Genomic DNA, 24,817 nt, shown 5'->3' on the forward strand with positions numbered 1-24,817 from the left:
TGTTCCCATGAACACGGAGACGGGGAAGAAGGCGCAGCCGGGGAAGGCCCGGACGGACCACGCACCGCCCGGCGCACCCGAGCTGGCGGCCGTCCACCGCGGCCTGCGGCGCGAAGCGCGGCTGCTGGTCGCACTGGTGGCCGCCGCGGCCCCCGGGGACACCGCCCGGGCGCGGGTGCTGGCCGGCCACTTCCGCTCGTACCGGCGCTCGCTGCGCCACTGCCTCGACGCGGAGGAGAGCTGCCTGTGGCCGCCGCTACTGGCCCGGCTCGACCTCGACGCCGACCTCGTACTGCGGAGCACCGAACAGCACGAACACATCGCGGCCACCCTCGCCGCGGCCGCGGCGGCGCTGCCCGCCTGGGAGTCCGGGGCGGGCGAGGCCGACCGGGACGCGCTCACCGCCCTGCTGGCCGAGCACCGTGCGGTCCTGACCGGGCATCTGGCCGAGGAGGCCGGGCTGTTGTTCCCGCTCGCCGTCCGGCACCTGGACCCGTACCAGTGGGAGGCCCTGGGCGCGCACCTGACGGCGGCGGACCTCGGCACGGCCCTGGAGGACGCCCTCCCGGCCGAGCGCCGGGCGCTGCTGGGCCGCCTGTCCCTGCCTGCCCGGCTGCGCTGGTACGCCGCCGGCCGGCTCCGGTACGCCCGCCGGGCCGGTGCCGTCCGGCGCGCTCCCCGCCCGGCCCCGTGAACGAAGCACCTCGGACCGCGCACCACACAGCACACAACACACAGCACCGCCACGCAGTACACGTCACCCGTCACGCGCCACCGCCACGCACCCCACCAGGAGACCGTCATGAAGCTCAAGCACCTCACCACCGCCCTGGCCGCCGTCGGAGCCGCGTTCATCATCTACGTCGGTCTCAGCTACGTGCTCGCCCCGCAGGCCACCGCCGCCGACTTCGGACTCCCGACCTGGCCGCAGCACGAGGGCACCGCCTTCCTCGCCGTCAAGGGCGTACGGGACATCGCGACCGGCCTGGTCATCCTGGCGCTCCTGCTGACCGGGCACCGGCGGGCGCTGGGCTGGGCCATGGCGGCGATCGCGTTCGTACCGCTCGGCGACGCGGTGATCGTCCTGAACAGCGGCGGGAACGCCGCCACCGCCCTCGGAGTACACGGCTCGACGGCCGCGGCCGTACTCCTGACCGCCGTCCTGCTGCTGCGGGAGCGCCGCACCGCCGCCGGACTCCGCGACGGCTCCGGCTCCGGCTCCGGCTCCGCGAACACCCCCGAGGCCGCCGCCGTCTGAACACCCGCCCGCCCCGCCACCCGCCACCAGGAGAAGACCCGATGTCCCTCGTAGTCCCCGCCTTCGACGACTCCGTGATCGTTCGCTCCACCGATGCCGAGACCATCGGCGGCGGCCCGACCACCCTGCGCCTCCTCGCCGACAGCAGTTCTACCGGCGGCGCCCTCTCCACGCAGCACGTGCGCCTGCTGGACGGCGCGGACGGGGCCGCGCCCCACCACCACTCGCGGTCGGCCGAGCTGTTCTACCTCCTCGACGGGACCGCCCAGCTGCTCTCCGGCGACCAGGTCGTGACCGCCGGCCGCGGTGACCTCGTCGTCGTCCCGCCCGGCCTCGACCACGCCTTCGCCGCCGCGCCCGGCGAGAACGCCGACATCCTCATCGTCATCACTCCGGGCGTCGAGCGGTTCGAGTACTTCCGCCACCTGGAGCGGATCGCCTACGGGAAGGTGCCGCCGGAGTCCCTGCTGGACGTGCAGGAGCTCTACGACACCTACTTCACCAGCAGCGAGCGGTGGAGCGCGGCCCGCGGCTGAGCGGCGGACGAACGGAGCGGCGGGGCACCCCGAAGGGATGCCCCGCCGCCCTGCGTTCCGTGTTCCGTGTTCCGCGTTCCGCGTTCCGTGCCTCGCTACGGCAGTTGGTTGATCTTGAACGTCGAGGTCGTGTTCCGTACGTCCACGGCGTTGTCGTTCATCCGCAGGTTCTGGATGGAGACCTCACCCACCGCCGGGCCCTGTCCCGCCTCGGGCATCTCGTTCGCCCAGAGACCGAACCCGGACTTGGCGTCGTAGGCGTCGCCGCTCTTCTTCGCCCCGGTGATGGTGATGTCCTTCAGGACGGTGTCCTTGATGGGATTGACCGGCTGGCCGCCGACGTACTGCGTCTGGAACATGATTCCGCTGTACGTCGGGTCGATGATGTCGACGTTGTTGATCCGGATTCCCTGGAACACCTTGGACGCCGAGAAGATCCAGATTCCGGGGAAGGTCTGCGCCCCCCAGAAGTGGCCTCCGGACCGGACGATCGAGATGTTCTCGAAGGTCGTCGGATCGGTCCCGAATCCGTTCATCGGATACCCGAAGTCCAGGGAGCTGATGGTGATGCCCGAGTAGACCAGGGTGTCGGCGATGTAGACGTTGCGGAAGGTGTTGTTGAAGCCGCCGTAGACGGCGACGCCGGCCGCGCGCCAGGTCAGGATCGTGGTCAGGTTCTCGTAGACGTTGTTCTTCATGTCCGCGCCGCCCGCGTCGATAGCGGAGAACAGCGCGAAACTGTCGTCACCCGTGGAACGCGCCTCGTTGTTGGCCACGAGGTTGTCCGTGCTGCCGTTGGTCATGTTGATGCCGTCGGCGAAGGTGTCGCGGATCCGCGAGTTCTTGATCGTGATCCGGTCGGTGTTGGCCCCCCAGTAGAGGCACACCGTGTGCTCGTCCCAGATGTTGTCGATCGTCATGTCGGTGACGTTCGAGAAGTCGAAGACCTTGCCCGGACCGTCGATGCGCGAGGTGTAGTTGCCGAAGTAGGCGAAGCCCGAGAAGGACGAGCCCTTCGCGGTGCCCTCCGCGCGCCAGCCGATGTCGGTGTTGTCCTGCGAGGCCGGGGCGTGGAAGCGGGTGAACCACGGTCCGGCGCCGACGACCTGGACGGCCTTGCCGTACACCTGGAACTTGCTCGCCGTCTCGTACTCGCCCGGCGGCAGGTAGACGCCCACGAGCTTGCCCGTGGTGTCCATGCGGACCTTGTCCAGGGCGTTCTGCACGTCCTGGTGGGTGAACCCGGCGGGCACGGTGTAGGTCGCCGGGTCGGGGTTGCCGATCACCGTGGCCTGTTCCAGGCTCACGAAGTCGATCGCGTAGGTGGAGGTGTTGGCCGCGTCCTTCTGGAGGCGGATCTTGCTGCCCTGCGGGACGGTCTCACCGAGGAGGATGCCGGCCTCGTCGTAGATGTGCCGCGGGGCGCCCGCGCCCGGCGAGTTGCCGGGTCCGGCCTCCGCGCCGTAGAGCCAGGAGTACTTCGAGGTCAGCGGCAGGGCCTTCTTGAGGACGCCGTTGACGTAGACGTTGATGGTGGAGTCGATGCCGCCGCCGCCCGGGGCGTCCGGGATGGAGAAGCGGGTGACCAGGGTGTTGGTGGCGGCGCGGGTGGTGAACTCGACGTACTCGCCCGTCGCGTCGAGGTTCACGGCCTTGCGGCCCGAGGCCTCGCCCGCGATGTCACCGATGGTGCGGTTGGGGCCCACGACGCCGGCCCCGCCGCCGACCACGCCGTCCTCCGCCTCGTACGTGTCGAAGGGCATGTTCGCCCCGCGGCCGACGAAGAAGGGCTTGGTGGAGGTGTTGTTGCCGCGCTTGACCGGCAGTTCGTTGGTGTCGTCGGCGAGGACCACCTTGACGGTGTACTTGCCGTTGGCCGCCGTCCAGGTGCCGAGCTGGATCGGGGCCGTGGAGACACCGGCCGCGAGCGCGCCGCTGAAGGAGCCGGCCAGGGTACGGACGGTGGCGCCGGCCGCGTCCTGCAGGGTGAGGGTGACGTTGTGCGTGCCCGCGGCGGCGGCCATGGTGCCCTGGTTCTTGACCGTGACGGAGAAGTTCACGGACTGCCCGGCGGACGGGGCGCTCGGCGACCAGTCGACCGAGGAGGCCACCAGGTCCGAGCTGTCGACCGGCCGGATCACCAGCGGGGAGCCGGTGAGGCTGTTGTTGGTCTCGTTCTGCTCGATGACCGTGTTCGCCTCGTCGACCACCGCGCTCAGCGGGTAGGTGCCCGCGTCGCGCGGGCCGATGCCGGCCGTGACGGTCGCCGTGGCGCCGGCGGCGAGCGCGGGCACGTTGGCGGTGGCGACCTTGGAGCCGCCGAGCTGGAAGGAGACCGCGGTCGCGGCCGCCGGGGCCGGACCGGTGTTCTTGACGGTGGCGGACAGGGTGACGGCATCCGACTCGACGGGGGCCGCCGGGCTCGCGCTCACCGCGGTGACCTGGAGGTCCGGGTTGGGTGCCGCGACGCCGATGACCTGGAACTCCGCGATCTGGCCGTTGGAGGAGCCGGTGTTGGAGGTGAAGCGCAGCTGCACGTCCGCGACCCGGGCGCCGACGGGGATGGTGACGGTGTTGGATCCGGCGGCCGGATTGAAGACGTAGTCCTTGGCGGCGACCAGGCTGGTGGTGCCCGGGGCGCTCTGCTCGCGGCCGAGGACCTGGATGTTCTGGGTGCGGGTGCCCCAGCTGCTGTCCGGGTTGAGTTTGAGGACCAGGCGGTCGACGTCGGCGTTGGACCCGAGCTTGACGGTCAGGGTGCTCGGGTAGGCGCCGCCCGCGCCCTCCCAGTAGGTGGAGGTGCTGTTGTCGTTGGCGTTCTCCGCGACGAAGGTGTGGATCACGGAGGAGCCCTCGATGGGCTTGCCGACGGCCAGGTTGGAGCCGCCGCCGCCACTGCCGTTGCGGGTCACGGAGTTGCTGTCGCCGGAGCGGTTGCCCGCCGCGTCCTTGGCCCGGACGAAGTAGCTCACCGTGGCGGTGGCGGGCTGGGTGTCGGTGTAGCTGGTGACGTTGCCCGCGACCGTGGTGACCGGCACGTTGTTGGCGAAGACCTCGTAGCCGGTGACGCCGACGTTGTCGGTGGAGGCGTTCCAGGTGAGCTTGATCTGGCCGGAGGCAGGCTCGGTGAAGGTCAGGGAGCCCGGCGCGGTCGGGGCCTGGGTGTCCCCGGAGTCGCCGGCCCGGGTGACGGTGTTGCTGTTCGCCGACTGGTTGCCGGCCGCGTCCTTGGCGCGGACGTAGTACGTCACGCTCGCGGAGGCCGGCTGGGTGTCGGTGTAGGTGGTGACGTTGCCGGCGACGCTGGTGCGCAGCTGATTGTTGGCGTAGACGTCGTAGCCCGTGACACCGGTGTTGTCGGTGGCGGCGTTCCAGGTGAGCTTGATCTGACCGGTGGCGGGCTCGCTGTAGGCGAGCGCGGTCGGAGGGGTCGGGGCCTGGGTGTCGCCGGTGGTCGGTCCGTAGATCTCCAGCTCGGAGAGCTGTCCGCCGGGCTGCACGGAGTTGAGCGATATCCATACGCGCACGTAGCGGGTGGTGGTCGCGTCGAAGGTGATGGTCACCGCGTTGCCGCCGGCAGCGTTGAAGTCGTAGGACTTGGACGCGGTCAGGTCGGTGTAGTCCGTGCCGTTGGCGCTGCCCTGGATCTTGAGGGTCTGGCTGCGGGCGCCCCAGTTCTCGGGCAGCTTGAGGAGCACGCGGTCCACGCGGACGGAGGTGCCGAGGTCGGCCTGGAGCCACTGGGGCATGGCGTTGTTGAGGCTCTCCCAGTAGCTGGTCGTGTTGCCGTCGTTGGCGTTGCCCGGCACGTAGACCTGGGTGCTGCTGCTCGCGGTGAGCGTCTTGCCCAGGGCCAGGTTGCCGCCGGACTCACCGGGTGCGTGGATCTCCAGCTCGGAGAGCTGGGCGGCCTGCCAGCCGGTGTTGGCGGTGATGTCGATCCGCACGTACCGGGTCTGGGTGGCGGGGAAGCCGATGGTGACCACGTTCCCGCCGCCCTGGCCGAAGGTGTACGTCGCCGAGCTCACCAGGGTGCTGTAGCTGGTGCCGTCGGCGCTGCCCTGGACGGACAGGGTCTGGTTGCGGCTCTCCCAGGAGGCGGGGAGCTTGAGCACCACCTGGTCGACGCGGGTGGTGGCTCCGAGGTCGGTCTGCACCCATTGCGGGAAGGTGCTGCCGGCACTCTCCCAGTACGAGGACTGGTCGCCGTCGGTCACGTTGGCGGCCGTGTAGCCGCCGTTGGTACTGCTCGCCGTGGCGGGCCTGCCCGCCGAGACGCTCGGTCCGCCGGCGGCCACGGCGGTCAGAGCGGGCCAGCCCACCATCAGCAGGGCCGTGCTGATCAGGGCGGCAAGTGTCCGCCATCTCCAGTTGTGTCTTCTCATGTGTCCTCGCCCCTCGACATGAACTTTCTGAACCATGGGAGATAGGAATTTGCAGCGTGCGGTGCGAGAGTTGCAGAGCTTTGGCGAGTCGTCTACATCTCTGACCGCACTTTCATGCCGTCATCTCTTGCGCAAGCTGGGCGCAAATCACGCAAGCCATTTACGTGCATGGTGGAAATTCCGCTTAGCCCCGAACGGACCTACCGTTTCTACTCATGGGGCTCCTCCACATCGGCACCCGACCGAGCACTCGGCGCCTGGGGCTGCCCAGACGGGCCGTCTCCCAGATCCTGCTCACCCAGCTGGCCATCGCCGCCGGGGTCCTCACCCTGGCCACGGGCCTCTTCCTGGCCCCGCTGAGCGCACAGCTCGACGACCAGGCCATGCGGCGCGCACTGGCCATCGCCCAGAGCGCCGCCGCCGATCCCTCGCTGGCCGCCGACCTGCTCGCCTCGGCTCCGTCGCCGGACGGCCCGGTGCAGGCCGCGGCCGAGCGGATCCGCTCGGCCACGGGCGCCGAGTACGTGGTCGTCATGGACCTGAACGGCATCCGCTACTCCCACCCGAGCCCCGACCGCATCGGGCAGCGGGTCTCCACCGATCCCAGCGACGCCCTGGCGGGCCGCGAGGTCATGGAGATCGACCAGGGCACCCTGGGCCGCTCCGCACGGGGCAAGGTCCCGCTGCTCGCCGCCGACGGCGAGATCGTCGGGGCCGTCTCGGTCGGCATCGCCTACGACAGCGTCCAGGGCCGCCTGGTCGGCACCATCCCGGGCCTGCTCGCCTACGCGGGCGGCGCGCTGGCGGCGGGCGCCCTGGCCGCCTACCTGCTCTCGCGCAGGATCCAGCGGCAGACGCGCGACCTGGCCTTCTCCGATATCGCGGGCCTGCTCGCCGAACGCGAGGCCATGCTCCACTCCATCCGCGAAGGCGTGATCGCCCTCGACCCGGCCGGACGGGTCCGGCTGGTCAACGACGAGGCCGCCCGGCTGCTGGGCCTCACGCCCGACGCCGCCGGCGCCGTCGCGGGACGCGCGCTGGACGACGTACTCGGCGCGGGCCGCACCACCGACGTCCTGACCGGCCGCGTGACGGGACTCGACCTGCTCACGGTCCAGGGCTCCCGGGTACTGGTAGCCAACCGGATGCCCACCGACGACGGCGGGGCCGTGGCCACCCTGCGCGACCGCACCGAGCTGGAACACCTGGGCCGCGAGCTCGACTCCACCAAGGGCCTGATCGATGCCCTGCGCGCCCAGGACCACGAGCACGCCAACCGGCTCCACACCGTCCTCGGCCTGCTGGAACTGGGCCTGTACGAGGAGGCGGTGGAGTTCGTGACGGAGGTCGTCGGCGTGCACCGCAGCACCGCCGAGCAGGTCACCGAGAAGGTCCGGGACCCACTGCTCGCCGCCCTGCTGGTGGGCAAGGCCACGGTCGCGGCGGAGCGCGGCGTCCCCCTGCGCCTGGCCGACTCCGCCCTGCTGCCCGACCGTCTCACCGACCCGGGAGGTCTGGTCACCATCCTCGGCAACCTGGTCGACAACGCGCTGGACGCGGCCGTGGGCTCACCGGCGCCCCTGGTCGAGGTCGACCTCCGGACGGAAGGCCGCACCGTGATCCTGCTGGTCCGTGACAGCGGCCCCGGCATCCCGGTGGAGCGCCGCGAGGAGATCTTCACCGAGGGCTGGTCGACCAAGCAGCCCCAGGCCCACACCCACCGCGGGCGCGGTCTCGGTCTCGCACTCGTGCGGCGCCTCGCGGAGCGGCAGGGCGGCACGGTCCGGGCCGGCGGTGCAGCGGACGGAGGGGCGGAATTCTCCGTCGTACTCCCGGAGGCCCTGCGATGAACGCCTCCGACGTGAACGCGCCCGGTGTGGACGTGTGCGACGGGGACGTGTTCGACGTATTGGTCGTCGACGACGACATGCGTGTTGCCCGGATCAACGCGGCGTACGTGGCCAAAGTTCCCGGCTTCCGGGTGTCGGCCCAGGCCCATTCGGCGGCCGAGGCCCTGTCCATCCTCGACACCCACCCCGTGGACCTGATCCTGCTGGACCACTACCTCCCCGACGAGAACGGCCTCGACCTGGTCCGGCGGCTGCGCGAACGCGGCCACCGCACCGACGTGATCATGGTGACCGCCGCCCGCGACCTGGCCACCGTCCAGGCCGCGATGCGCCTGGGCGCCCTCCAGTACCTGGTCAAGCCCTTCACGTTCGCGAGCCTGCGCACCCGCCTGGAGGCCTACGGGGCCCTGCGCCACACCCTGGACACCGGCGGCGAGGCCGAACAGGCGGAGGTCGACCGGATCTTCGGCACCCTCGCCGCGGCCCGCGCCGACGCCCCGAACGACCTCCCCAAGGGCCACTCCGCCCCCACCGCGGAGCTGGTCCGGCGCATCCTGCTCGACGCCGGGGGCCCGCTCTCCACCCAGCAGATCGCCGACCGCGTGGGCATCAGCCGGCAGACCGCCCAGCGCTACCTCAAACTCCTCGACCGCACCGGCCGCGTCACCCTCGCCCTGCGCTACGGCGAAACGGGCCGCCCGGAACACCGCTACTCCTGGCTCCCGCCCGCCACCGGACGCGCCCCGGAGCCCCCGGCGAGCTGATGCCGGCCGCCGTGCGGGCCCTACACCGCCCCGGCTCCCGTCAGGGAACGGACCTCCGTCTCCGCGTGCCGGCGCTCGTCCGGCTCCTCCGCCGAGGTCACCGTGCCCAGCCAGCCCGCCAGGAAGCCCAGCGGGATGGACACGATGCCCGGGTTCTGGAGCGGAAAGTACTGGAAGTCCACACCCGGGAACAGGGATTCGGGACTGCCGGAGACCACCGGGGACAGCGCCACCAGCAGCATCGCCGGAACCAGCCCCCCGTACACCGACCAGACGGCGCCCCGCGTGGTGAACCCGCGCCAGAACAGCGAGTACAGGAGCACCGGCAGATTCGCCGAGGCCGCCACCGCGAAGGCCAGCCCCACCAGGAACGCCACGTTCAGGTCCTGCGCGAGCAGCCCCAGCGCGATCGCCACCGCCCCGATCCCGACCGCCGCAGCCCTGGCCACCGCCACCTCGCTGCGCTGCCGGGCGTGGCGGCGCTTGAGCGAGGCGTACAGATCGTGCGCGACGGAGGCCGACGAGGCGAGGGTGATCCCCGCGACCACCGCGAGGATGGTCGCGAAGGCGATGGCCGCCACGAAGGCGAACAGCACCGCGCCACCGGTCGACTCGGCGCCGCCGCCCAGGAAGGCCGCGAGGAGCGGAACCGCCGTGTTCCCCGATGCGTTGGAGGCCCTGACCTGCTCCGGCCCGAGCAGCGCCGCCGCGCCGAAGCCCAGGACGATGGTCATCAGGTAGAAGCCGCCGATCAGCCCGATCGCCCAGACCACCGACCGGCGGGCAGCCCGCGCCGTCGGCACCGTGTAGAAGCGCGACAGGATGTGCGGCAGTCCGGCCGTCCCCAGGACCAGTGCGAGCCCGAGGCTCATGAAGTCGAAGCGCGCCGTCCAGTCCCCGCCGTACTTGAGCCCCGGGCTCAGGAAGCGGGTCCCGTGCCCGCTGCGCTCCGCGGCGCTGCTGAGCAGCTGGTCGAAGTTCCCGTGGAAGCGCAGCAGCACCAGCACCGTCAGGGTGATCGCCCCGCCCATCAGCAGCACGGCCTTGACGATCTGGATCCAGGTGGTGGCGCGCATGCCGCCGAAGGACACGTAGACCACCATGAGCGCGCCGACCCCGATCACGGTCAGCGTCCGGGCGGTCCGGCCCGAATCGGCGAGCAGCAGGCCCACCAGGCTGCCCGCGCCGACCATCTGCGCGACGAGGTACAGCACGGAGACCACCACCGAGGAGGTCCCGGCGGCGATCCGCACCGGGCGCTCGCTCATCCGCGCGACGACCACGTCGGCGAGCGTGAACCGGCCGCAGTTGCGGACGAGTTCGGCGACGAGGAACAGCACGACCAGCCAGGCGACGAGGAAGCCCACCGAATACAGCAGGCCGTCGTAGCCGAAGAGGGCGATCAGACCGGAGATGCCGAGGAAGGAAGCGGCGGACATGTAGTCGCCGGCGATGGCGAATCCGTTCTCCAGCGGGGAGAAGAGCCGCCCGCCCGCGTAGAACTCCTCGGCCGATCCGTGCCGGTTGCGGCTCACCCACGTCGTGATGCCCAGGGTGACCGCGATGAAGACGCTGAACAGGAGCAGCGCCAGGGTCTGGTGCTCGGTGGTCACCGGCCCGCCCCCCGGGCGCGGTTGCGCTCCCCGGAGTCCGAGCGGCGGACCTGTTCCTGTTCGAAGACCGTCCAGCGCAGGTCCAGGGCCGCGCGGTCGCGCCGCAGCCGCGCGTGCCGGGCGTAGGCCCAGGTCAGCAGAAAGGTGCTGAGGAACTGGCCGAGGCCCGCCAGCAGGGCCACGTTGACGGACCCGACCACCGGCCGGGCCATCACGCCGGGCGCCGTGGTGGCCGCGATCACGTAGGCGACGTACCAGAGGAAGAAGCCGGCGGTCGCGGGGACGACGAACCTTCGGTAGCGGCTGCGGACTTCCTGGAAGGCGGCGCTGCGCTGCACTTCGAGGTAGATGTCGGACGCGCCGTGCGCGTGCGGGCCGCTGGAGGCGGAGCGAGGCGGTGACGTTTCCGCACCCTCACCGGCCGCCCCGGCAGGACCCTCGCCTACGCCGGCACCCGCGCCCTCGCCCCAACCGACGGCCAGCGCGTCGTACCAGGGGTCGTCCAGCCGGATCGTTCCGGCATCACGACCTTCGTGCTTGTCCACCGAACTCTCCTTGTCCGCCGCCGCACTGGCCGCGTGCCCACAAGGATGTGCGGGAGGGATGCTTTCCGGACTGGCGTCCCGGTGCTCTTCACTCCATCAGGTGATGGAGCGGAGAGCACCGGTGTGCCAGTGCGGCGGAAGTGCCGCGGGGGAATCCCCCCGTGGCTCCGGCTGCGGTCAGGCGTCGATCCGCGAGCGGTCGAGGGTGGCGGCGGAGCTGGTGATGAACTCCTTGCGCGGGGCCACCTCGTTGCCCATGAGCAGGTCGAAGACCGACTCGGCCGAGTCCAGGTCGCCGATGTTGATCCGGCGCAGGGTGCGGAAGCGGGGATCCATGGTGGTCTCCGCCAGCTGGTCCGCATCCATCTCGCCGAGGCCCTTGTAGCGCTGGATCGAATCCTTGTACCGGATGTTCTTGCGCTGGTACTCGAGCAGCGTCTGGCGCAGCTCGTTGTCCGAATACGTGTAGACGTACTTGTCCTGGCCCTTCTTCGGCTGGACGAGCTCGATCCGGTGCAGGGGCGGCACGGCGGCGAAGACCCGGCCGGCCTCGACCATCGGGCGCATGTAGCGCTGGAAGAGCGTGAGCAGCAGGCAGCGGATGTGCGCGCCGTCCACGTCGGCGTCGACGAGCAGGACGATCTTGCCGTAGCGGGCGGCGTCGATGTCGAAGGTCCGGCCCGAGCCGGCTCCTATGACCTGGATGATCGCCCCGCACTCGGCGTTCTTGAGCATGTCCGAGACCGAGGACTTCTGGACGTTGAGGATCTTGCCGCGGATGGGCAGCAGCGCCTGGAACTCGGAGTTCCGCGCGAGCTTGGCGGTACCGAGCGCCGAGTCTCCCTCGACGATGAAGAGCTCGCTGCGCTCCACGTCGTCGCTGCGGCAGTCGGCCAGCTTCGCGGGCAGCGAGGAGGACTCCAGCGCGGTCTTGCGGCGCTGCGCCTCCTTGTGCTGGCGGGCCGCGATCCGGGTCCGGGCGGCCGCGACGATCTTCTCCATCACGGAGCGGGCCTGCTGCTTGTCGTCACGCTTGGTGGAGGTCAGGAAGGCCTTGAGCTCCTTGGCGACGACGGCCGCGACGATCCGGGTGGCGGCCGAGGTGCCGAGCACCTCCTTGGTCTGGCCCTCGAACTGCGGCTCGGCGAGCCGGACGGTGACGACCGCCGTCATGCCCTCCATGGCGTCGTCCTTGACCACGTCGTCCTCGGCCACGCGCAGCAGCTTCGCGGAGCGCAGCACCTCGTTCACGGTCTTGGTGACCGAGCGCTCGAAGCCGGAGATGTGGGTGCCGCCCTTGGGGGTGGCGATGATGTTCACGAACGACTTCACGTTCGTCTCGTACCCCGTGCCCCAGCGCAGGGCGATGTCCACGCCGAGCTCGCGGGTGACCTCGGTGGGGGTCATGTGGCCGCGGTCGTCGAGGACCGGGACGGTCTCCTTGAAGGTGCCGGTGCCGGTCAGGCGCAGGACGTCGCAGGCGGCCTTGTCCTGGGCGAGGTACTCGCAGAACTCGCTGATGCCCCCGTCGAAGCGGAAGGTCTCCTCGGTCTTGCCGGCCCCCTCCAGGCCGCGCTCGTCGCGGACGACGATGGTCAGGCCGGGGACGAGGAAGGCGGTCTGGCGGGCGCGCTGGTAGAGCGTGTCCAGCGTGAGCTTGGCGTCCTTGAGGAAGATCTGCCGGTCCGCCCAGTACCGGACCCGGGTGCCGGTCCTGCCCTTGGTGACCCGCTTGCCCTTGCGCAGGCCGTTGGCGGGGTCGAAGGGGCTGTCCGGGCCCTGCTCGGTGAACATCCCGGGGACGCCGCGGCGGAAGCTGATGGCGTGCGTGGAGCCGTTGCGGTCGACCTCGACGTCGAGGCGGGCGGAGAGGGCGTTGACGACGGAGGCGCCGACGCCGTGCAGGCCGCCGGAGGCCGCGTACGACCCGCCGCCGAACTTGCCGCCGGCGTGCAGCTTGGTCATGACGACCTCGACCCCGGAGAGGCCGGTCTTGGGCTCGACGTCCACGGGGATGCCGCGGCCGTTGTCGCGGACCTCCACGGAGGAGTCCTCGTGGAGGATCACCTCGATGTGGTCGCAGTACCCGCCCAGGGCCTCATCGACGGAATTGTCGATGATCTCCCAGAGGCAGTGCATGAGGCCCCGGCTGTCGGTGGACCCGATATACATGCCGGGGCGCTTGCGGACGGCCTCGAGGCCTTCGAGGACGAGCAGGTGCCGCGCGGTGTAGTTGGAGCCGTCCCGGTCTGCTCCGGGCAGCAGTGCGCTGGAAGGCACGGACGTGTCGGCGGTCACGCAGTTCGCTCCTCGCTGAATTTCTTTTCTGGCCCGGTCGGGCACAGTGGTGGCTCGGCTGCCGCTGGAAGGGTACCGAGGCCTGGTAGAGCCGATGTAACGCCACCCCACACCCTCCACCAGCCTAGTGCAGATCCGCACGCGCGTTCGATCCCCCGTGGGAGTGAAGCAAACATCACGTTCCCTTCCACGCATGAACCATTTAGTGTTCGGGCACGTCCTCATGAACAACCGGCACCCAGCCGGAGAGGGCAGAACTGCGACAAGCGAACGACCTGACAACGCGAAACCGTAAAGCAACGCAATACGGCTCCTTCGCCGCCAACCGGCAACAGCCGGCCAGCTTCGGAAGGAAGTTTCGAGGAAAAGCCGCGAGCGGGAACGTTTTCGGCCTGGTTGGATGTTGACCCTGGTACGACAGCTCGTCGAGCTAGAGAAGAGGCGACGTGACTACTGTTCTGACACCCGCGACCCCGCTGACGGCCGCTGACCGATGCGACCGTTGTGGCGCCCAGGCATATCTGCGCGTCGTCCTGCTGAGCGGCGGTGAACTGCTCTTCTGCGCCCACCACGGACGCAAGTTCGAGCCGGAACTCAAGAAGATCGCCGCGGAAATACAGGATGAGACCGAGCGGCTCACGTCCGCTCCGGCGGCGACTGCCGCCGAACCCGAGGACCGCTGACACAAGGCCTACACCTCGCATCCGACGAGCCAGGACCGGCCAGGCCGGTCGACGGGCGGTACCTCTGCGACCCAGAGGAACCGCCCGTCCTCATGCCCGGAGCCATGCGGCTCCGGGCATGGGCGCGGCCCGTCCCGGCGCGACCGCCCGGACCGTCGGCTGCGCCGCGCGAGCCGTCAGCGCCGCCGCGCCGGCCGTCTGCGCCGCCACGTGAGCCGTCAGCGCCGCGGCGTGGACCAGTCCGCCCCCACGCGGCCCCTTCCGGGCCCCTGGACGGGCCGTACGCCGCTCCCCAGGACTCCGCGGACGTCAGGGTGGGCCCGCGCTCCACGGGCCGCCTCCGGGCCACCCGTGAGCCCTGCGATGAAATCGATCAGCGGCGCGATCCGCGTGTACACCCCCGGGCTGTCGGCGCGCCCGCAGCCGCGCCCCCAGGACACCAGGCCGATGAGCCGGCCCTGGGCCACCAGTGGACCCCCGCTGTCGCCCTGGCAGGCGTCCTTGCCGCCCTCGCGGTCCCCCGCGCACACCATGGAGTCGGCCCGGAACTGTCCGTCCGCGTCCCCCGGGTACGCACGGCCGCAGACCTCGTCCGCCAGCACCGTCACCCCGGCGGCCCGCAGCGCGTAGGAGTAGTCCCCGAAGCCGCTCGTGTCGCCCCAGCCGTACACGGCCGCCTCGGTCCCCGCCCCGTACGCCGGATGCCCGAGGCCGGCCATCGGCAGCACGTTCTCCGGGGCCACGGCTTCGTCCAGCTCCAGAACGGCCAGGTCACCCGCGTTGCTGACCGGGTCGTAGCCCGGATTGACCCGGGCGGAACGCACCGCGATCTCCCGGCCCTCGTTCGCACGCAGCTCCGTACGCCCGGTGACCACCCGGAAGTCGCGGACCGAGTCGACCGGGCCGCCCAGGACCTGCCGGCCCAGGCAGTGGGCCGCGGTCACCACCTTGGTCGGGGCGACCAGGACGCCCCCGCAGAACTGCCCGCCGCGCGTACCCCCGAACCGGTCACGGCTCGCGAGGGCGACGACCCAGGGGGCATCGGCCACCTTCACCGGCTTCCCGCCGATCACCACGCTGTCCGCGGCTGCTCGCGGCGCCTGGCTCAGCGGCGCCGCCGCCGCTCCCGCCACCAGGGTCAGCGCGCCCGCCAGGACACGGGCAAAGGGACGACGCATGAGGCCTCCTGACTCCGAGTGTGCATGACTCCACCCAGAGTGGGACGCCCGGTGGCCGAGCGCACCCGCGCGGCCACCGGCGGCGACCTGCGGCGAACGCCCCGCCGGTCGGTCCACCCCGGTCCGGATCAGTCCAGGTAGTCGCGCAGCACCTGGGACCGGGAGGGGTGACGGAGCTTGGACATGGTCTTCGACTCGATCTGGCGGATGCGCTCACGGGTGACCCCGTAGACCTTGCCGATCTCGTCGAGCGTCTTCGGCTGGCCGTCCGTGAGGCCGAAGCGCATCGAGACCACGCCGGCCTCGCGCTCGCTGAGGGTGTCGAGCACCGAGTGCAGCTGCTCCTGCAGGAGGGTGAAGCTCACGGCGTCGGCCGGGACCACGGCCTCGGAGTCCTCGATGAGGTCGCCGAACTCGCTGTCTCCGTCCTCGCCCAGCGGGGTGTGCAGGGAGATCGGCTCGCGGCCGTACTTCTGGACCTCGATGACCTTCTCGGGGGTCATGTCGAGTTCCTTGGCCAGCTCCTCCGGGGTGGGCTCGCGGCCCAGGTCCTGGAGCATCTGGCGCTGGACGCGGGCCAGCTTGTTGATGACCTCGACCATGTGCACCGGGATGCGGATGGTGCGGGCCTGGTCGGCCATGGCGCGCGTGATCGCCTGGCGGATCCACCAGGTGGCGTACGTGGAGAACTTGTAGCCCTTGGTGTAGTCGAACTTCTCCACGGCGCGGATCAGGCCCAGGTTGCCCTCCTGGATCAGGTCCAGGAAGAGCATGCCGCGGCCGGTGTAGCGCTTGGCGAGGGAGACCACGAGGCGGAGGTTGGCCTCCAGCAGGTGGTTCTTGGCCCGGCGGCCGTCCTCGGCGATGATCTCCAGCTCGCGCTTGAGCTTGGGCGCCAGCTTGTCGGAGTTGGCGAGCTTGTCCTCGCCGAAGAGTCCGGCCTCGATGCGCTTGGCGAGCTCGACCTCCTGCTCGGCGTTGAGGAGGGGGACCTTGCCGATCTGCTTGAGGTAGTCCTTGACCGGGTCGGCGGTGGCGCCGGCCACGGCGACCTGCTGGGCCGGGGCGTCGTCCTCGTCGTCCGAGATGACGAAGCCCTTGCTCTCGGCGCCTTCCTCCTCGTCCTCGGACTCGGCCTTGGCCGCGCCGGGGCCGTCTTCCGTGGCTTCCTCGTCGCCGGCCTCGTCGGCGTCCTTCTTGGCGGCGGTCTTCTTCGCCGCCGTCTTCTTGGCCGCGGTCTTCTTGGCGGGCGCCGCCTTCTTGGCCGCCGTCTTCTTCGCCGCGGTCTTCTTGGCGGCGGGTTCGGTCGCGGTCCCCTCCGCGAGGGCCTCCACGGTCTCCGGGTCCGCCACCTCGGTCTCCGGGGCAGGTGCGGCGGGCACCGCCGCCGTCTTCGCCACTGCCTTCTTGGCGACGGGTTCGGTGGCCGTCCGCTTGACGGGGCTCTTCGCTGCGACGCTCTTGCGGGTGGTGCGCTTGGGCGACTCCGCGGCACTGACCATCAGCGTCACACCCTCTTCCTCGAGGATCTGGTTGAGGCTGCGCAGAACATTCTTCCACTGGGTCGCAGGAATCTGGTCAGCCTCGAAGGCCCGACGCACGTCATCGCCGGCGATCTGCCCCTCGGCCTTGCCCCGCTCGATGAGCGCCATCACAGACTCGGAATCGGCGATCTCCGGCGGGAGCGTACGGGATGTGCTGGCCGACACGAACAACCTCTCGGAACGATGGAAACGGCTTCCGACCCCGGGCCTGGTGGTGCTGGACCGGAGCCGACGACCACCGACTGGGGATGGGCCGGCGGCGCGGGCAGGGGCCGGGGAGCTGTACAGCATCCCAAGGGCTGCTGTCTTCCCTCCGTCGGCCATCACCTCTTAGGTCATCGCGTGACCTCGCGGAGCGTTACGCCCAATCTTCGTGGCCCGAGTCACACCACGTTTGATGCCATGCCGGTCATACCGTCATTTGCGTGCGTCCGGTGTGTCTGAACACGCCCCGATTCGGGGGCCGAACGGGGGGCCGGAAAGGGGCCCGGCAGAGGGGCCGGGCTCCGATGCCGCCGGACCCCTCCTCCGGACCCCTCCTCCGGACCCCTCCTCCGGACCCCTCCTCCGGACTCCGTCCGGATGCCGTTCGGGACCCGGCAGCAGGTCGGCGCACCCCCACACACGGGCGGGTGGACCCGTCAGTGCTCGCGCGGGGCGGGGACCACGCGCTCGACTTCCGGATGCACCGTCAGAAGCTGGCGCATGGCGTTCTCCGCGCCGACCGCGTCGCCGGCGGCGAGTGCCTCGACCATGCGCGCGTGGTGCGCGACGCAGGTCTCGCTGGGGCGGTCGCAGGAGGTGACGGGGCTGCCGGACACCTGGAGGGCGGCGGAGACGATGCCGGAGAGGTGCTCGAGCATGCGGTTGGCCGCCACCTGGATGAGCAGCGCGTGGAACTCGTTGTCCGCGCGCGCGAAGGTGATCGCATCACCCTGGCCGAGGGCGTGGCCCATGATCTCGACCATGTCGGCGAGGCGCTGCTGGATCTCCGGGCGGCCGTGGCCGGCGGCGAGGCGGGCGGCGAGCGGTTCGATGGTCCAGCGGAGCTCACCCAGCTCTCGGCGCTGGTCGTCGCGCTGCGGGCCGAAGGCGCGCCATTCGATGATGTCCGGGTCGAGCAGGTTCCAGTCGGCGACCGGGCGGACCCGGGTGCCGACGTTGGGGCGGGCGCTGACGAGGCCCTTGGCCTCGAGGACCCGCAGCGATTCGCGGACGACCGTGCGGGAGACCTCGAAGCGCTGGCCGATCTCCTCGGGAACCAGCGGGCGGTCCGCACCGAGGTCGCCGGAAACGATCATCTGGCCGAGCTGCTGGACGAGTTGACCGTGCAGTCCGCGGCCGCGGCTGCCCGCGGCCCGGCGGCCGACCCGGCTCAGCTCGACGTCGGATCCGTCCCAGTGGGGTACTCCCACCCGGTCGGTCCCGGTGGCCTCGGGGTAGGGGTAGCGGTCGAGTTCGCCCGAGCCGGCGAGGCCGGAGTCGGCATGGCGGGCGGCGGTCATCATGGTGTGCGCAAGGGTACTCACGAATCCTTTGTCGGCCGTGCCTCCATGTCCCTTGAGGTCTTTGGTGAAAAGCACACGAAAGGGTGATCGGTGCCACCCACGCAATTGACGACTTATCGTAAAGAACCGGGCCTTTTGCGGGGACTTGCGATCCGCCGGGTCCGATGTGGACTGCAACGGTCCCGTTGGGGTTCCGTCCGGCATCGGAACGATCACCAACGATCCCTCACAAACGGACCCTGCCGCGCAGTCCTGTGAACCCATAGGCGCACAACAGGACCATCAGCGACAACACCAGTGCGGTGCCGACCGGTTGGGCCATCACCCGCAGGGCTCCGAGGACCAGGCGGTCGGCCTCCGGAGGCCACTGCGCCCAGGCCAGGCCGCGCAGCCGTTCCGCGAGTCCGGTCACCGGGTACGCGGACGGCCCGTCCAGCGCCTTGCGCACCAGCGGTACGACCATCACCGGTACGGCGAGCACCGCGGCCAGGCCGGCGGCGGCGGACCGGAAGACCCCGGAGGCCAGGACGCCGGACCAGGCGCAGCCGATCAGCAGCCCCGCCCAACTCGCCGCCGGGGAGACCCACTCCGCGGGGGTACGGAGCGGGCCGCCGCCGAAGACCAGCGTCAGGGTGGCCGCGTCGGCCGTCACGGCGAGGGCACCGAACAGGAGCGCGAGGGCGGCGCTGACACCGAGCTTCGCGGTGAGCAGTCCGAGCCGGCGCGGGACGGTGCCCCGGTCGGCGGCGAGCGCCGGGTAGCGGTACTCCTCACCGAAGGCCAGCGCTCCGAGCAGCCCGGCGCCCAGGGCAGCGGGCGGCAGCGGGAGGAACTCCGGCCAGGCCGCCAGCAACCGGTTCTGCGCGGTGTGGCCGGCCCGGGCGAGCACCAGCGCCGTGACGACGGAGACGGCGACGACGAAGGCGGCGGTGAGGGCCGGGGTGGAGGTGCCGAAGACCCGGCGCAGCTCGTAGCGCAGGGGCCGCAGCGGACCGCCGAGCCGGCGCGCGACGGATGCGGGCCGACCCGAACGGGGGTGTCGGCGGCGGCCTTCACCGCCCTCTCCGGGTACGGCCGGTGTCCCGTCGGCGCCCGCGCCCGCGTCCCCGGCACCGTCCCCGGCACCGGATTCCGCGCGGGCGCGCGGCAGAGAGGGTGGCGCTCCCGCGTCTCCGGTCTCGTCCGCGAGCTGGTGGACGAGCACCCCGTGCCGGAAGGCCGCTTCGCCGACCTCTGCGCAGTTGCTGCCGTAGACGGACAGGCGGCTGCCGCTCTCCTCGACGATCTCCACCGTGCGCTGGGCCGCCCGCGCCTCGCGGCCCAGTACGTCGGCCAGCCGGGCGGCGTGCGGGGTGCGCACGGCCACCCGCGGCCGCAGCCGGGTCCGGGCGAACTCGGCGGCGTCCTGGTCGGCGACGAGCCGGCCCGCCTCGATGCTGACGACCCGGTCCGCGCTGCGGGCGGCCTCCTTCGCGTCGTCGGTGGTGAAGAGCACCGCTCCGCCGAGGGAGGCGTGGCCGCGCAGCAGCCCGTGCAGCCAGCTGCGTTCGCGGGGCGAGAGTCCGGCGCCGGGCTCGTCGAGGAGCAGCGTGCAGGGGTCGGAGAGGAGCGCGGCGGCCAGCGCGACCCTGCGCTCCATGCCGAGCGAGAGCGACCCGAGCCGCTGGTCGCGCAGCCCGGCGACGCCGACGACCTCCAGCATGGTGTCGGCCCGGGAGGCCGGCACTCCGGCGGCGGCACAGAGCATCCGCAGCTGGCTCCTCACCGTGCGCGACGGGTTTCCGGGGAGGTCCCCGAGGAGCACGCCGACCTCGCGGCCCGGATGCGGGATCCGATGCAGGGGGCGCCCGCGGAAGTAGGTGACTCCGCGGCCGGGTTCGAGTTCGAGCATGAGCCGCAGCGCTGTGGTCTTGCCCGATCCGGGCTCGCCGAGCAGGGCGGTCACGCTCCCGGGGCGAGCCTCGAAGGTGAGGTCGTCCACGAGGGGCGGAAGGTCTCGACGGGGGGTGCTGGTGAGTCCGATGGCCTGGAGCATCGCTTCTCTCGCGGGGGGTGAGACCGCTCTGCGGCATGATGAATACCGCTAACAAGATAACGCGATATGTCCGATTTTCGGCGCACCTTGTGCCGAGTCGCGCCCGTGTCGGCGCCGGGGAAGCTGCCGGGTCGGGCACCGGCCGGCGCATCGGCCGGGGTGCCGGTGCGTCAGACTTCCGGGCGCAGCATCGGCGGATTGAGCAGGGTGGCCCCGCCGGCCCGGAACAGCTGGGCGGGACGGCCGCCCTGACGGGTCGTCGTCCCCCCGGCCGGCACCAGGAACCCTGGGGTGCCGGTGACCTTGCGGTGGAAGTTGCGCGGGTCGAGGGCGACGCCCCAGACCGCCTCGTAGACCCGGCGCAGCTCGCCGACGGTGAACTCGGGCGGGCAGAAGGCGGTGGCCAGGGAGGAGTACTCGATCTTGGAGCGGGCCCGCTCGACCCCGTCGGCGAGGATCTGCTCGTGGTCGAAGGCGAGTCCGGCACCGCTCTGGCCGTCCGCGGACAGCAGCTCGTCGACGGGGGCCCAGCGCGCGCTGTTGGCGTCGCCGCCGGCCCGGGGCGCGGGCAGATCCGGAGCCAGCACCAGATGCGCCACGCTGACCACGCGCATGCGCGGATCCCGCTTCGGATCGCCGTAGGTGGCCAGCTGTTCGAGATGTGCCCCGTTGCCCACGTCGGGAGCGGCCGGGTCGTGGGCGCAGAGGCCGGTCTCCTCGGACAGCTCACGGGCCGCGGCCGCCGACAGGTCCTCGTCTCCGCGCACGAAGCCGCCGGGCAGCGCCCAGCGTCCCTGGAACGGCTGCTCACCCCGCCGGATGACCAGCGCGCAGAGCGCGTGGCGCCGCACGGTGAGCACGACCAGGTCGACGGTGACGGCGAAGGGCGGGAAGGCCGACGGGTCGTAGGGCGACATGCCGCGATCATAGTCGTCTGCCTGACGATAAACAGAGCTTTGGAGATCCTCGGACCGCGGAACCGGAAGCCGGGGCCTCCTTCCGCGGACCGGGCACCACGTCCCGGGCCGCGGTCCCGGGCACGTCCCCGGGACCGCTCAGCCACCCAGTTGCAGCGCATCTGCGGCCTCCTCCACCATGCCCAGGCCGAGCCTGCTGATCCGGACGGCGAAGGGTTCCCCCGAGACCCGGAGCCCCGAGAGGCGGAGCCCGCCGAGCGGGGCCCCGGTGAGCGGGACGAGGGCGACCGTGCCGGCGGGGGCGTCCGGCCGGATCCCCGCCAGGGCGGTCAGTACGTGGATCCCCGCGGCCGCCGCGACCGCCGCCGGACGGCAGGCCGCCGGATGCGGAAGCGGAGCGCTGCCCGCGGTGCGCTGCTCGGCCGCGTACATCTCCGGCAGGCGGTACCCGAAGCCCTCCGCGGCGTCCAGCAGGCCCCGGAGCAGTCCGGTGGCCTCCTTCGCGAAGCCCCCCTGGGCCAGACCCGCCACCGCGACCGCGCTCTCGTACGGCCGCACCGCGCCCGAGCGGTAGCCGAACGGGTTGTGCCCCGGCTCGCGCACCGCCATGCTCCGCAGCCCCCACCCGGAGTCCATGGCGGGGGCTCCGAGCAGCCGCGCCAGCTGTTCGGCACGGACCCGGTCCAGCAGCCCCCGCGCGAGCCGGCCGCCTCCGAGCAGCCCGGTGTCCAGCAGGTGGGCGGCGGCCCCGGTCAGCCGGGGCAGCGGCCGCCCGTCGGGATGCAGGGCCGCCGCGGGCCGGCCGCCGTCCGGGCCGTCGACCCAGAACCGGGCTGCGAACCGCTCCCGCAGGGCGGCCGCCCGCTCCCGCCACTCCTCGGCTCCGGGCCGCCCGCACCCGGCGAGCAGGTCGGCCCCGAGCAGCGCGGCCCGATGGGCATGGGCCTGGGTTTCACAGCGCCGCGGCCCCGGGTCGGGATCGGCCAGGAAGCCGTCCTCCCCGAAGGCGCCCCGCATCCACTCCAGGCACCGCTCGGCGGCGGGGAGCAGCCGGGCCACCTCCTCCTCGGGCATCCCCCAGCGCCGGGCTTCGGCGAGCAGCACGGGGAAGGCGAGCGTCGCCTCGGTCCCGGTGCAGCCCGGAGGCAGCTGCGGCCCCGCCCCGCGCAGCGGCCCCGGGATCTTCCCGGCGTCGCCGCCCCGGCCGCCGGTCTGGGTCCGGGCCAGGATGCGCAGGGTGGCGGCGGCCAGTCCGGTGCCGAGCGGGAGCGCCATGCGGGCGGCCCACAGGGATTCCGCCGGAGCCAGTCCCAGCCGCCAGGGCACTCCGGCCGCCGCATAGCTGTCGGCCGGGTCCTTCGGGTCCCTGAGCAGGAGCGCGCCCAGGTCCTGGAGGCTGGTGCGGAACCACGCCTCGGCCCTCGGGTCGTCGCCCTCGGCGCGGGCCTCCTCGGACAGCGGATTCGCCACCTGCCCGGCGGGGGCCCGCGCTCCGCGGTCCCGGGTGGTCCGCAGCTCGATGGTGCGGGACTCGCCGGGGCGCAGCACGAGCTGCCAGCGCAGCAGGCCCGCCGAGGCCAGCGCGTCGTCCGGGGGCGGCTCGGCCGCGGTGACGGCCTGCGACTCTCCGCTGGTCCAGCGCAGTCCGGCGGCGTGCACCCCCGCGGGCAGTTCCGGACCGGCCCGGCCGGCGGCCACATCGGCCAGCTCCGCCAGATCGGTGCCGAGCGAGACCTCCACGGGGATCCGCAGCGGCCGGGTGGTGAAGCTGCGCAGGGTGATCCGCTCGGTGCCGTCGGCGTGCCGGACCGCTCGACCGCGACGTCGGGGTCGGGGCCGGGCTCGGCTCCGGTCCGCACGGTCGCGGTGAAGGAGGCCCGGTCCGCGCCGATGCTGTGCCCCTGGACCGCGACGGGGTCCCGGCCGCCGACGCGCAGTACGCAGCGGGACAGCAGCCTGCGCCCGGAGCGGTAGATCCCGTCGATCCCCCGGCCGGTGAGCTGGCCGTGCTCGGGCGAGATGACCAGGCACGGCGCGGCGAGGCAGATGACCGCGCCGTGCACGGGCGGCAGGTCGGGCCTGCGGGAGTGGGCTGTGCGGGCGGGGGGTACGGGGTGAGACATGGGTCGCCTTGTCTGCGCTCCGGGTGGATCGGCTGGGCGGCGGCGCGGCCGGGCCCCCACCACCCCCCAGCGCAACGCCCCCACCCCCGCCCGGGTCACGGGCCCCGGTGGGGACTGCGCCCGCCGGAGCAGCGGCGGCCGTGGGGGCCTGCGGCGCCCCAGGACCGCGCGCAGTGCGCGCACCGCCGACCGCCCCCGGCTCACTGCTCGCTCCCCGCGGTGCGCCCGGACTCCCGGCGGGTGGTCCGGATCCGGCGGCCGGGCGGCCTGGTGGTGCCACGGCGCGGCCCGGCCGGCAGGCGTCCCCGGCGCGGTTCCCTCCGCCGCCGCTCCTCCCGCAGGCACTCCCGCAGCCCTTCCGGGTCGATCCCTTCGTTGCAGGCGTGGTGGAGCAGCTGCGCGAAGCGGTACCCGTCGTCCGCCCGCAGGGCCAGCCCCAGGGCGATGCGTGCGGTCGGCTCGTCACCGGTCGACCAGCAGACCCAGCCCGCCAGGGTGAGCGGGGCCGCCGCGTGCTCCCCGTAGGCCCCGACACAGCGGCGGGCCAGGGCCCGCCACAGCCGCAGGGCGGGGGCGGCTTCCTCGCCCTCCATCCACTCGGCGGCGATGTCGCGGATCTCGCGGTCCTGGAGCCCGAGGATCAGCGAGGCGGCCTCGTCGTGGCCGAGCAGCGCGTCGTCCCGGTCGTCGGCGTCCGGTCCGGCCTCGGCCGGCGGGGCGAGGGTCATGCGCTGCATCAGCGCGCGTGCGAGCAGGACGGTCTCCGCGCCCACCTCCTCCCGGGTCGCCCCGTCGAGGATCTTCGGCACGAGCGCGGTGGCCGCCCGGTCCAGGGCACGCTCCATCTCGCCGGCCACCGGTCCGCGCAGCGGGGTCAGCCTGCGCTCGATCTCCCGGAGGGAGCCCCGCACCCGGAGTCCGGCGAAGGTGGCCGCGGCGGCCATCACCGAGGTGCCGGGCACGGTCAGCGCGGTGCCCTCTGCGGGGCAGCAGCGCTGGTCCGGGCAGCAGTAGGACCAGTACCGGCCGGCCGAGAGGCACAGGGCCTCCAGCACGGGGACGTCCAGCGCCCCGCAGGCCAGCCGGATCCGCTGGGCGAGCGGGCGCAGCCTGGTCATCACCCGTTGCGCGCTCTCGCCCCGGCCCGGGTCCTGGCAGAGGAAGACGATGATGCCGTCGGGCTTGGCACCGCGCCGCTCGCTGCCGACGATCAGACAGTCGGCGACCTGCCGTGCGGTGTCCTCCCACTCCTCGGGGGTGGGTGGGATGCCGACCCTGAGCCGGCCGCCGAAGCGGCCGCCCTCCCCGTGGACGGCGACCAGGACGACGGAGTCGGTCGGGTGGAACCCGAACATGTAGGGCAGCGCGTCGGCCAGTTCGGCCGGGCCGCGCAGCGTGATGCGGGATGGATCGGCGTTTCCGGACGGGCCGGTGGACCGGCCGCCGGACGGGGTGTGTGCTTCGTGGTTGCCGGAAGGGGTGTGTGCTTCGTGGTTGCCCGACGGGGTGTGTGCTTCGTGGTTGTTGGTCATGTCCCGAAGGTCCCGTGCCCGATCGGATCCGGAAACCCCTGTGGATAA

Annotated in this window: 16 protein-coding genes and 1 pseudogene; 6 read left to right on the forward strand and 11 right to left on the reverse strand. The window is 72.1% G+C overall.

Translation table 11 applies throughout. The annotated features are described in order from the left end of the window. Positions 1 to 7 precede the first annotated feature (7 nt). From OG904_RS05845 to OG904_RS05855, 3 genes are all read left to right on the forward strand, one after another. A complete protein-coding gene (locus OG904_RS05845) occupies positions 8 to 694 on the forward strand; it encodes a hemerythrin domain-containing protein (RefSeq protein WP_405488072.1) in 687 nt (228 codons plus the stop codon). A gap of 108 nt (positions 695 to 802) precedes the next feature. Next, on the forward strand, positions 803 to 1,258 hold the full coding sequence (locus OG904_RS05850; RefSeq protein WP_405488074.1) for a DUF4267 domain-containing protein: 456 nt from the start codon (positions 803 to 805) through the stop codon (positions 1,256 to 1,258). Positions 1,259 to 1,299: 41 nt separating this feature from the next. Continuing rightward, positions 1,300 to 1,794 carry a cupin domain-containing protein gene (locus tag OG904_RS05855; protein ID WP_405488076.1) on the forward strand — a complete coding sequence of 165 codons (495 nt, stop codon included), beginning with the start codon at positions 1,300 to 1,302 and terminating at the stop codon, positions 1,792 to 1,794. A 95-nt stretch (positions 1,795 to 1,889) separates the two neighbouring features. Here the strand turns inward: OG904_RS05855 and OG904_RS05860 are convergent, their stop codons facing one another. Then, positions 1,890 to 6,179, reverse strand: coding sequence for a discoidin domain-containing protein (locus OG904_RS05860; RefSeq protein WP_405488078.1), 4,290 nt, complete (start codon positions 6,177 to 6,179; stop codon positions 1,890 to 1,892). 215 nt (positions 6,180 to 6,394) lie between these two features. Between OG904_RS05860 and OG904_RS05865 the strand changes: the two genes are divergently transcribed. Continuing rightward, positions 6,395 to 8,029 (forward strand): ATP-binding protein, encoded by a 1,635-nt coding sequence (locus tag OG904_RS05865; protein ID WP_405488080.1) that lies wholly within the window; start codon positions 6,395 to 6,397, stop codon positions 8,027 to 8,029. Beyond that, positions 8,026 to 8,793 (forward strand): response regulator, encoded by a 768-nt coding sequence (locus OG904_RS05870; protein WP_405488082.1) that lies wholly within the window; start codon positions 8,026 to 8,028, stop codon positions 8,791 to 8,793. Before OG904_RS05865 ends, OG904_RS05870 begins: the two co-directional genes overlap by 4 nt. A gap of 20 nt (positions 8,794 to 8,813) precedes the next feature. On the opposite strand, the gene OG904_RS05875 is transcribed toward OG904_RS05870, so the two are convergent. From OG904_RS05875 to OG904_RS05885, 3 genes are all read right to left on the reverse strand, one after another. After that, complete coding sequence (locus tag OG904_RS05875) at positions 8,814 to 10,406, reverse strand: cation acetate symporter (RefSeq protein WP_405488084.1); 1,593 nt, start codon at positions 10,404 to 10,406, stop codon at positions 8,814 to 8,816. Further along, positions 10,403 to 10,951: a DUF485 domain-containing protein gene (locus OG904_RS05880; RefSeq protein ID WP_405488086.1), complete on the reverse strand. Its 549-nt coding sequence runs from the start codon at positions 10,949 to 10,951 to the stop codon at positions 10,403 to 10,405. Before OG904_RS05880 ends, OG904_RS05875 begins: the two co-directional genes overlap by 4 nt. A gap of 177 nt (positions 10,952 to 11,128) precedes the next feature. Then, the gene (locus OG904_RS05885; protein ID WP_405488088.1) at positions 11,129 to 13,249 is read right to left on the reverse strand and encodes a type IIA DNA topoisomerase subunit B; all 2,121 of its coding nucleotides are present in this window, start codon (positions 13,247 to 13,249) and stop codon (positions 11,129 to 11,131) included. 446 nt (positions 13,250 to 13,695) lie between these two features. On the opposite strand from OG904_RS05885, the gene OG904_RS05890 reads away from it, so the two are divergent. After that, positions 13,696 to 13,932: a hypothetical protein gene (locus OG904_RS05890; RefSeq protein WP_351273481.1), complete on the forward strand. Its 237-nt coding sequence runs from the start codon at positions 13,696 to 13,698 to the stop codon at positions 13,930 to 13,932. 218 nt (positions 13,933 to 14,150) lie between these two features. Here the strand turns inward: OG904_RS05890 and OG904_RS05895 are convergent, their stop codons facing one another. The 7 genes and pseudogenes from OG904_RS05895 to OG904_RS05925 form a co-directional block, all read right to left on the reverse strand. Next, positions 14,151 to 15,110 carry a S1 family peptidase gene (locus OG904_RS05895; protein WP_405488091.1) on the reverse strand — a complete coding sequence of 320 codons (960 nt, stop codon included), beginning with the start codon at positions 15,108 to 15,110 and terminating at the stop codon, positions 14,151 to 14,153. 128 nt (positions 15,111 to 15,238) lie between these two features. Then, positions 15,239 to 16,825: an RNA polymerase sigma factor gene (locus tag OG904_RS05900; RefSeq protein WP_405488093.1), complete on the reverse strand. Its 1,587-nt coding sequence runs from the start codon at positions 16,823 to 16,825 to the stop codon at positions 15,239 to 15,241. 470 nt (positions 16,826 to 17,295) lie between these two features. After that, positions 17,296 to 18,237 carry a FadR/GntR family transcriptional regulator gene (locus OG904_RS05905; protein ID WP_405488095.1) on the reverse strand — a complete coding sequence of 314 codons (942 nt, stop codon included), beginning with the start codon at positions 18,235 to 18,237 and terminating at the stop codon, positions 17,296 to 17,298. A gap of 151 nt (positions 18,238 to 18,388) precedes the next feature. Then, the gene (locus OG904_RS05910) at positions 18,389 to 20,197 is read right to left on the reverse strand and encodes an ATP-binding cassette domain-containing protein (protein WP_405488097.1); all 1,809 of its coding nucleotides are present in this window, start codon (positions 20,195 to 20,197) and stop codon (positions 18,389 to 18,391) included. Positions 20,198 to 20,367: 170 nt separating this feature from the next. Beyond that, the gene (locus tag OG904_RS05915; protein WP_405488099.1) at positions 20,368 to 21,114 is read right to left on the reverse strand and encodes an NUDIX domain-containing protein; all 747 of its coding nucleotides are present in this window, start codon (positions 21,112 to 21,114) and stop codon (positions 20,368 to 20,370) included. A 138-nt stretch (positions 21,115 to 21,252) separates the two neighbouring features. After that, a pseudogene (locus OG904_RS05920) lies at positions 21,253 to 23,237 on the reverse strand (glycogen debranching N-terminal domain-containing protein). A gap of 200 nt (positions 23,238 to 23,437) precedes the next feature. After that, positions 23,438 to 24,769, reverse strand: coding sequence for a DUF4192 domain-containing protein (locus OG904_RS05925; RefSeq protein WP_405488101.1), 1,332 nt, complete (start codon positions 24,767 to 24,769; stop codon positions 23,438 to 23,440). Between the last annotated feature and the right edge of the window lie 48 nt (positions 24,770 to 24,817).

It is taken from the genome of Streptomyces sp. NBC_00096, assembly GCF_045041305.1.
Lineage (GTDB): Bacteria > Actinomycetota > Actinomycetes > Streptomycetales > Streptomycetaceae > Streptomyces.

Excerpts from the sequence above, each read along its gene's own strand:
- OG904_RS05845 (WP_405488072.1), top strand. The coding sequence starts at position 8 with ATGAACACGGAGACGGGGAAGAAGGCGCAGCCGGGGAAGGCCCGGACG.
- OG904_RS05850 (WP_405488074.1), top strand. The coding sequence starts at position 803 with ATGAAGCTCAAGCACCTCACCACCGCCCTGGCCGCCGTCGGAGCCGCG.
- OG904_RS05855 (WP_405488076.1), top strand. The coding sequence starts at position 1,300 with ATGTCCCTCGTAGTCCCCGCCTTCGACGACTCCGTGATCGTTCGCTCC.
- OG904_RS05860 (WP_405488078.1), bottom strand. The coding sequence starts at position 6,179 with ATGAGAAGACACAACTGGAGATGGCGGACACTTGCCGCCCTGATCAGC.
- OG904_RS05865 (WP_405488080.1), top strand. The coding sequence starts at position 6,395 with ATGGGGCTCCTCCACATCGGCACCCGACCGAGCACTCGGCGCCTGGGG.
- OG904_RS05870 (WP_405488082.1), top strand. The coding sequence starts at position 8,026 with ATGAACGCCTCCGACGTGAACGCGCCCGGTGTGGACGTGTGCGACGGG.
- OG904_RS05895 (WP_405488091.1), bottom strand. The coding sequence starts at position 15,110 with ATGCGTCGTCCCTTTGCCCGTGTCCTGGCGGGCGCGCTGACCCTGGTG.
- OG904_RS05910 (WP_405488097.1), bottom strand. The coding sequence starts at position 20,197 with ATGCTCCAGGCCATCGGACTCACCAGCACCCCCCGTCGAGACCTTCCG.
- OG904_RS05915 (WP_405488099.1), bottom strand. The coding sequence starts at position 21,114 with ATGTCGCCCTACGACCCGTCGGCCTTCCCGCCCTTCGCCGTCACCGTC.
- OG904_RS05925 (WP_405488101.1), bottom strand. The coding sequence starts at position 24,769 with ATGACCAACAACCACGAAGCACACACCCCGTCGGGCAACCACGAAGCA.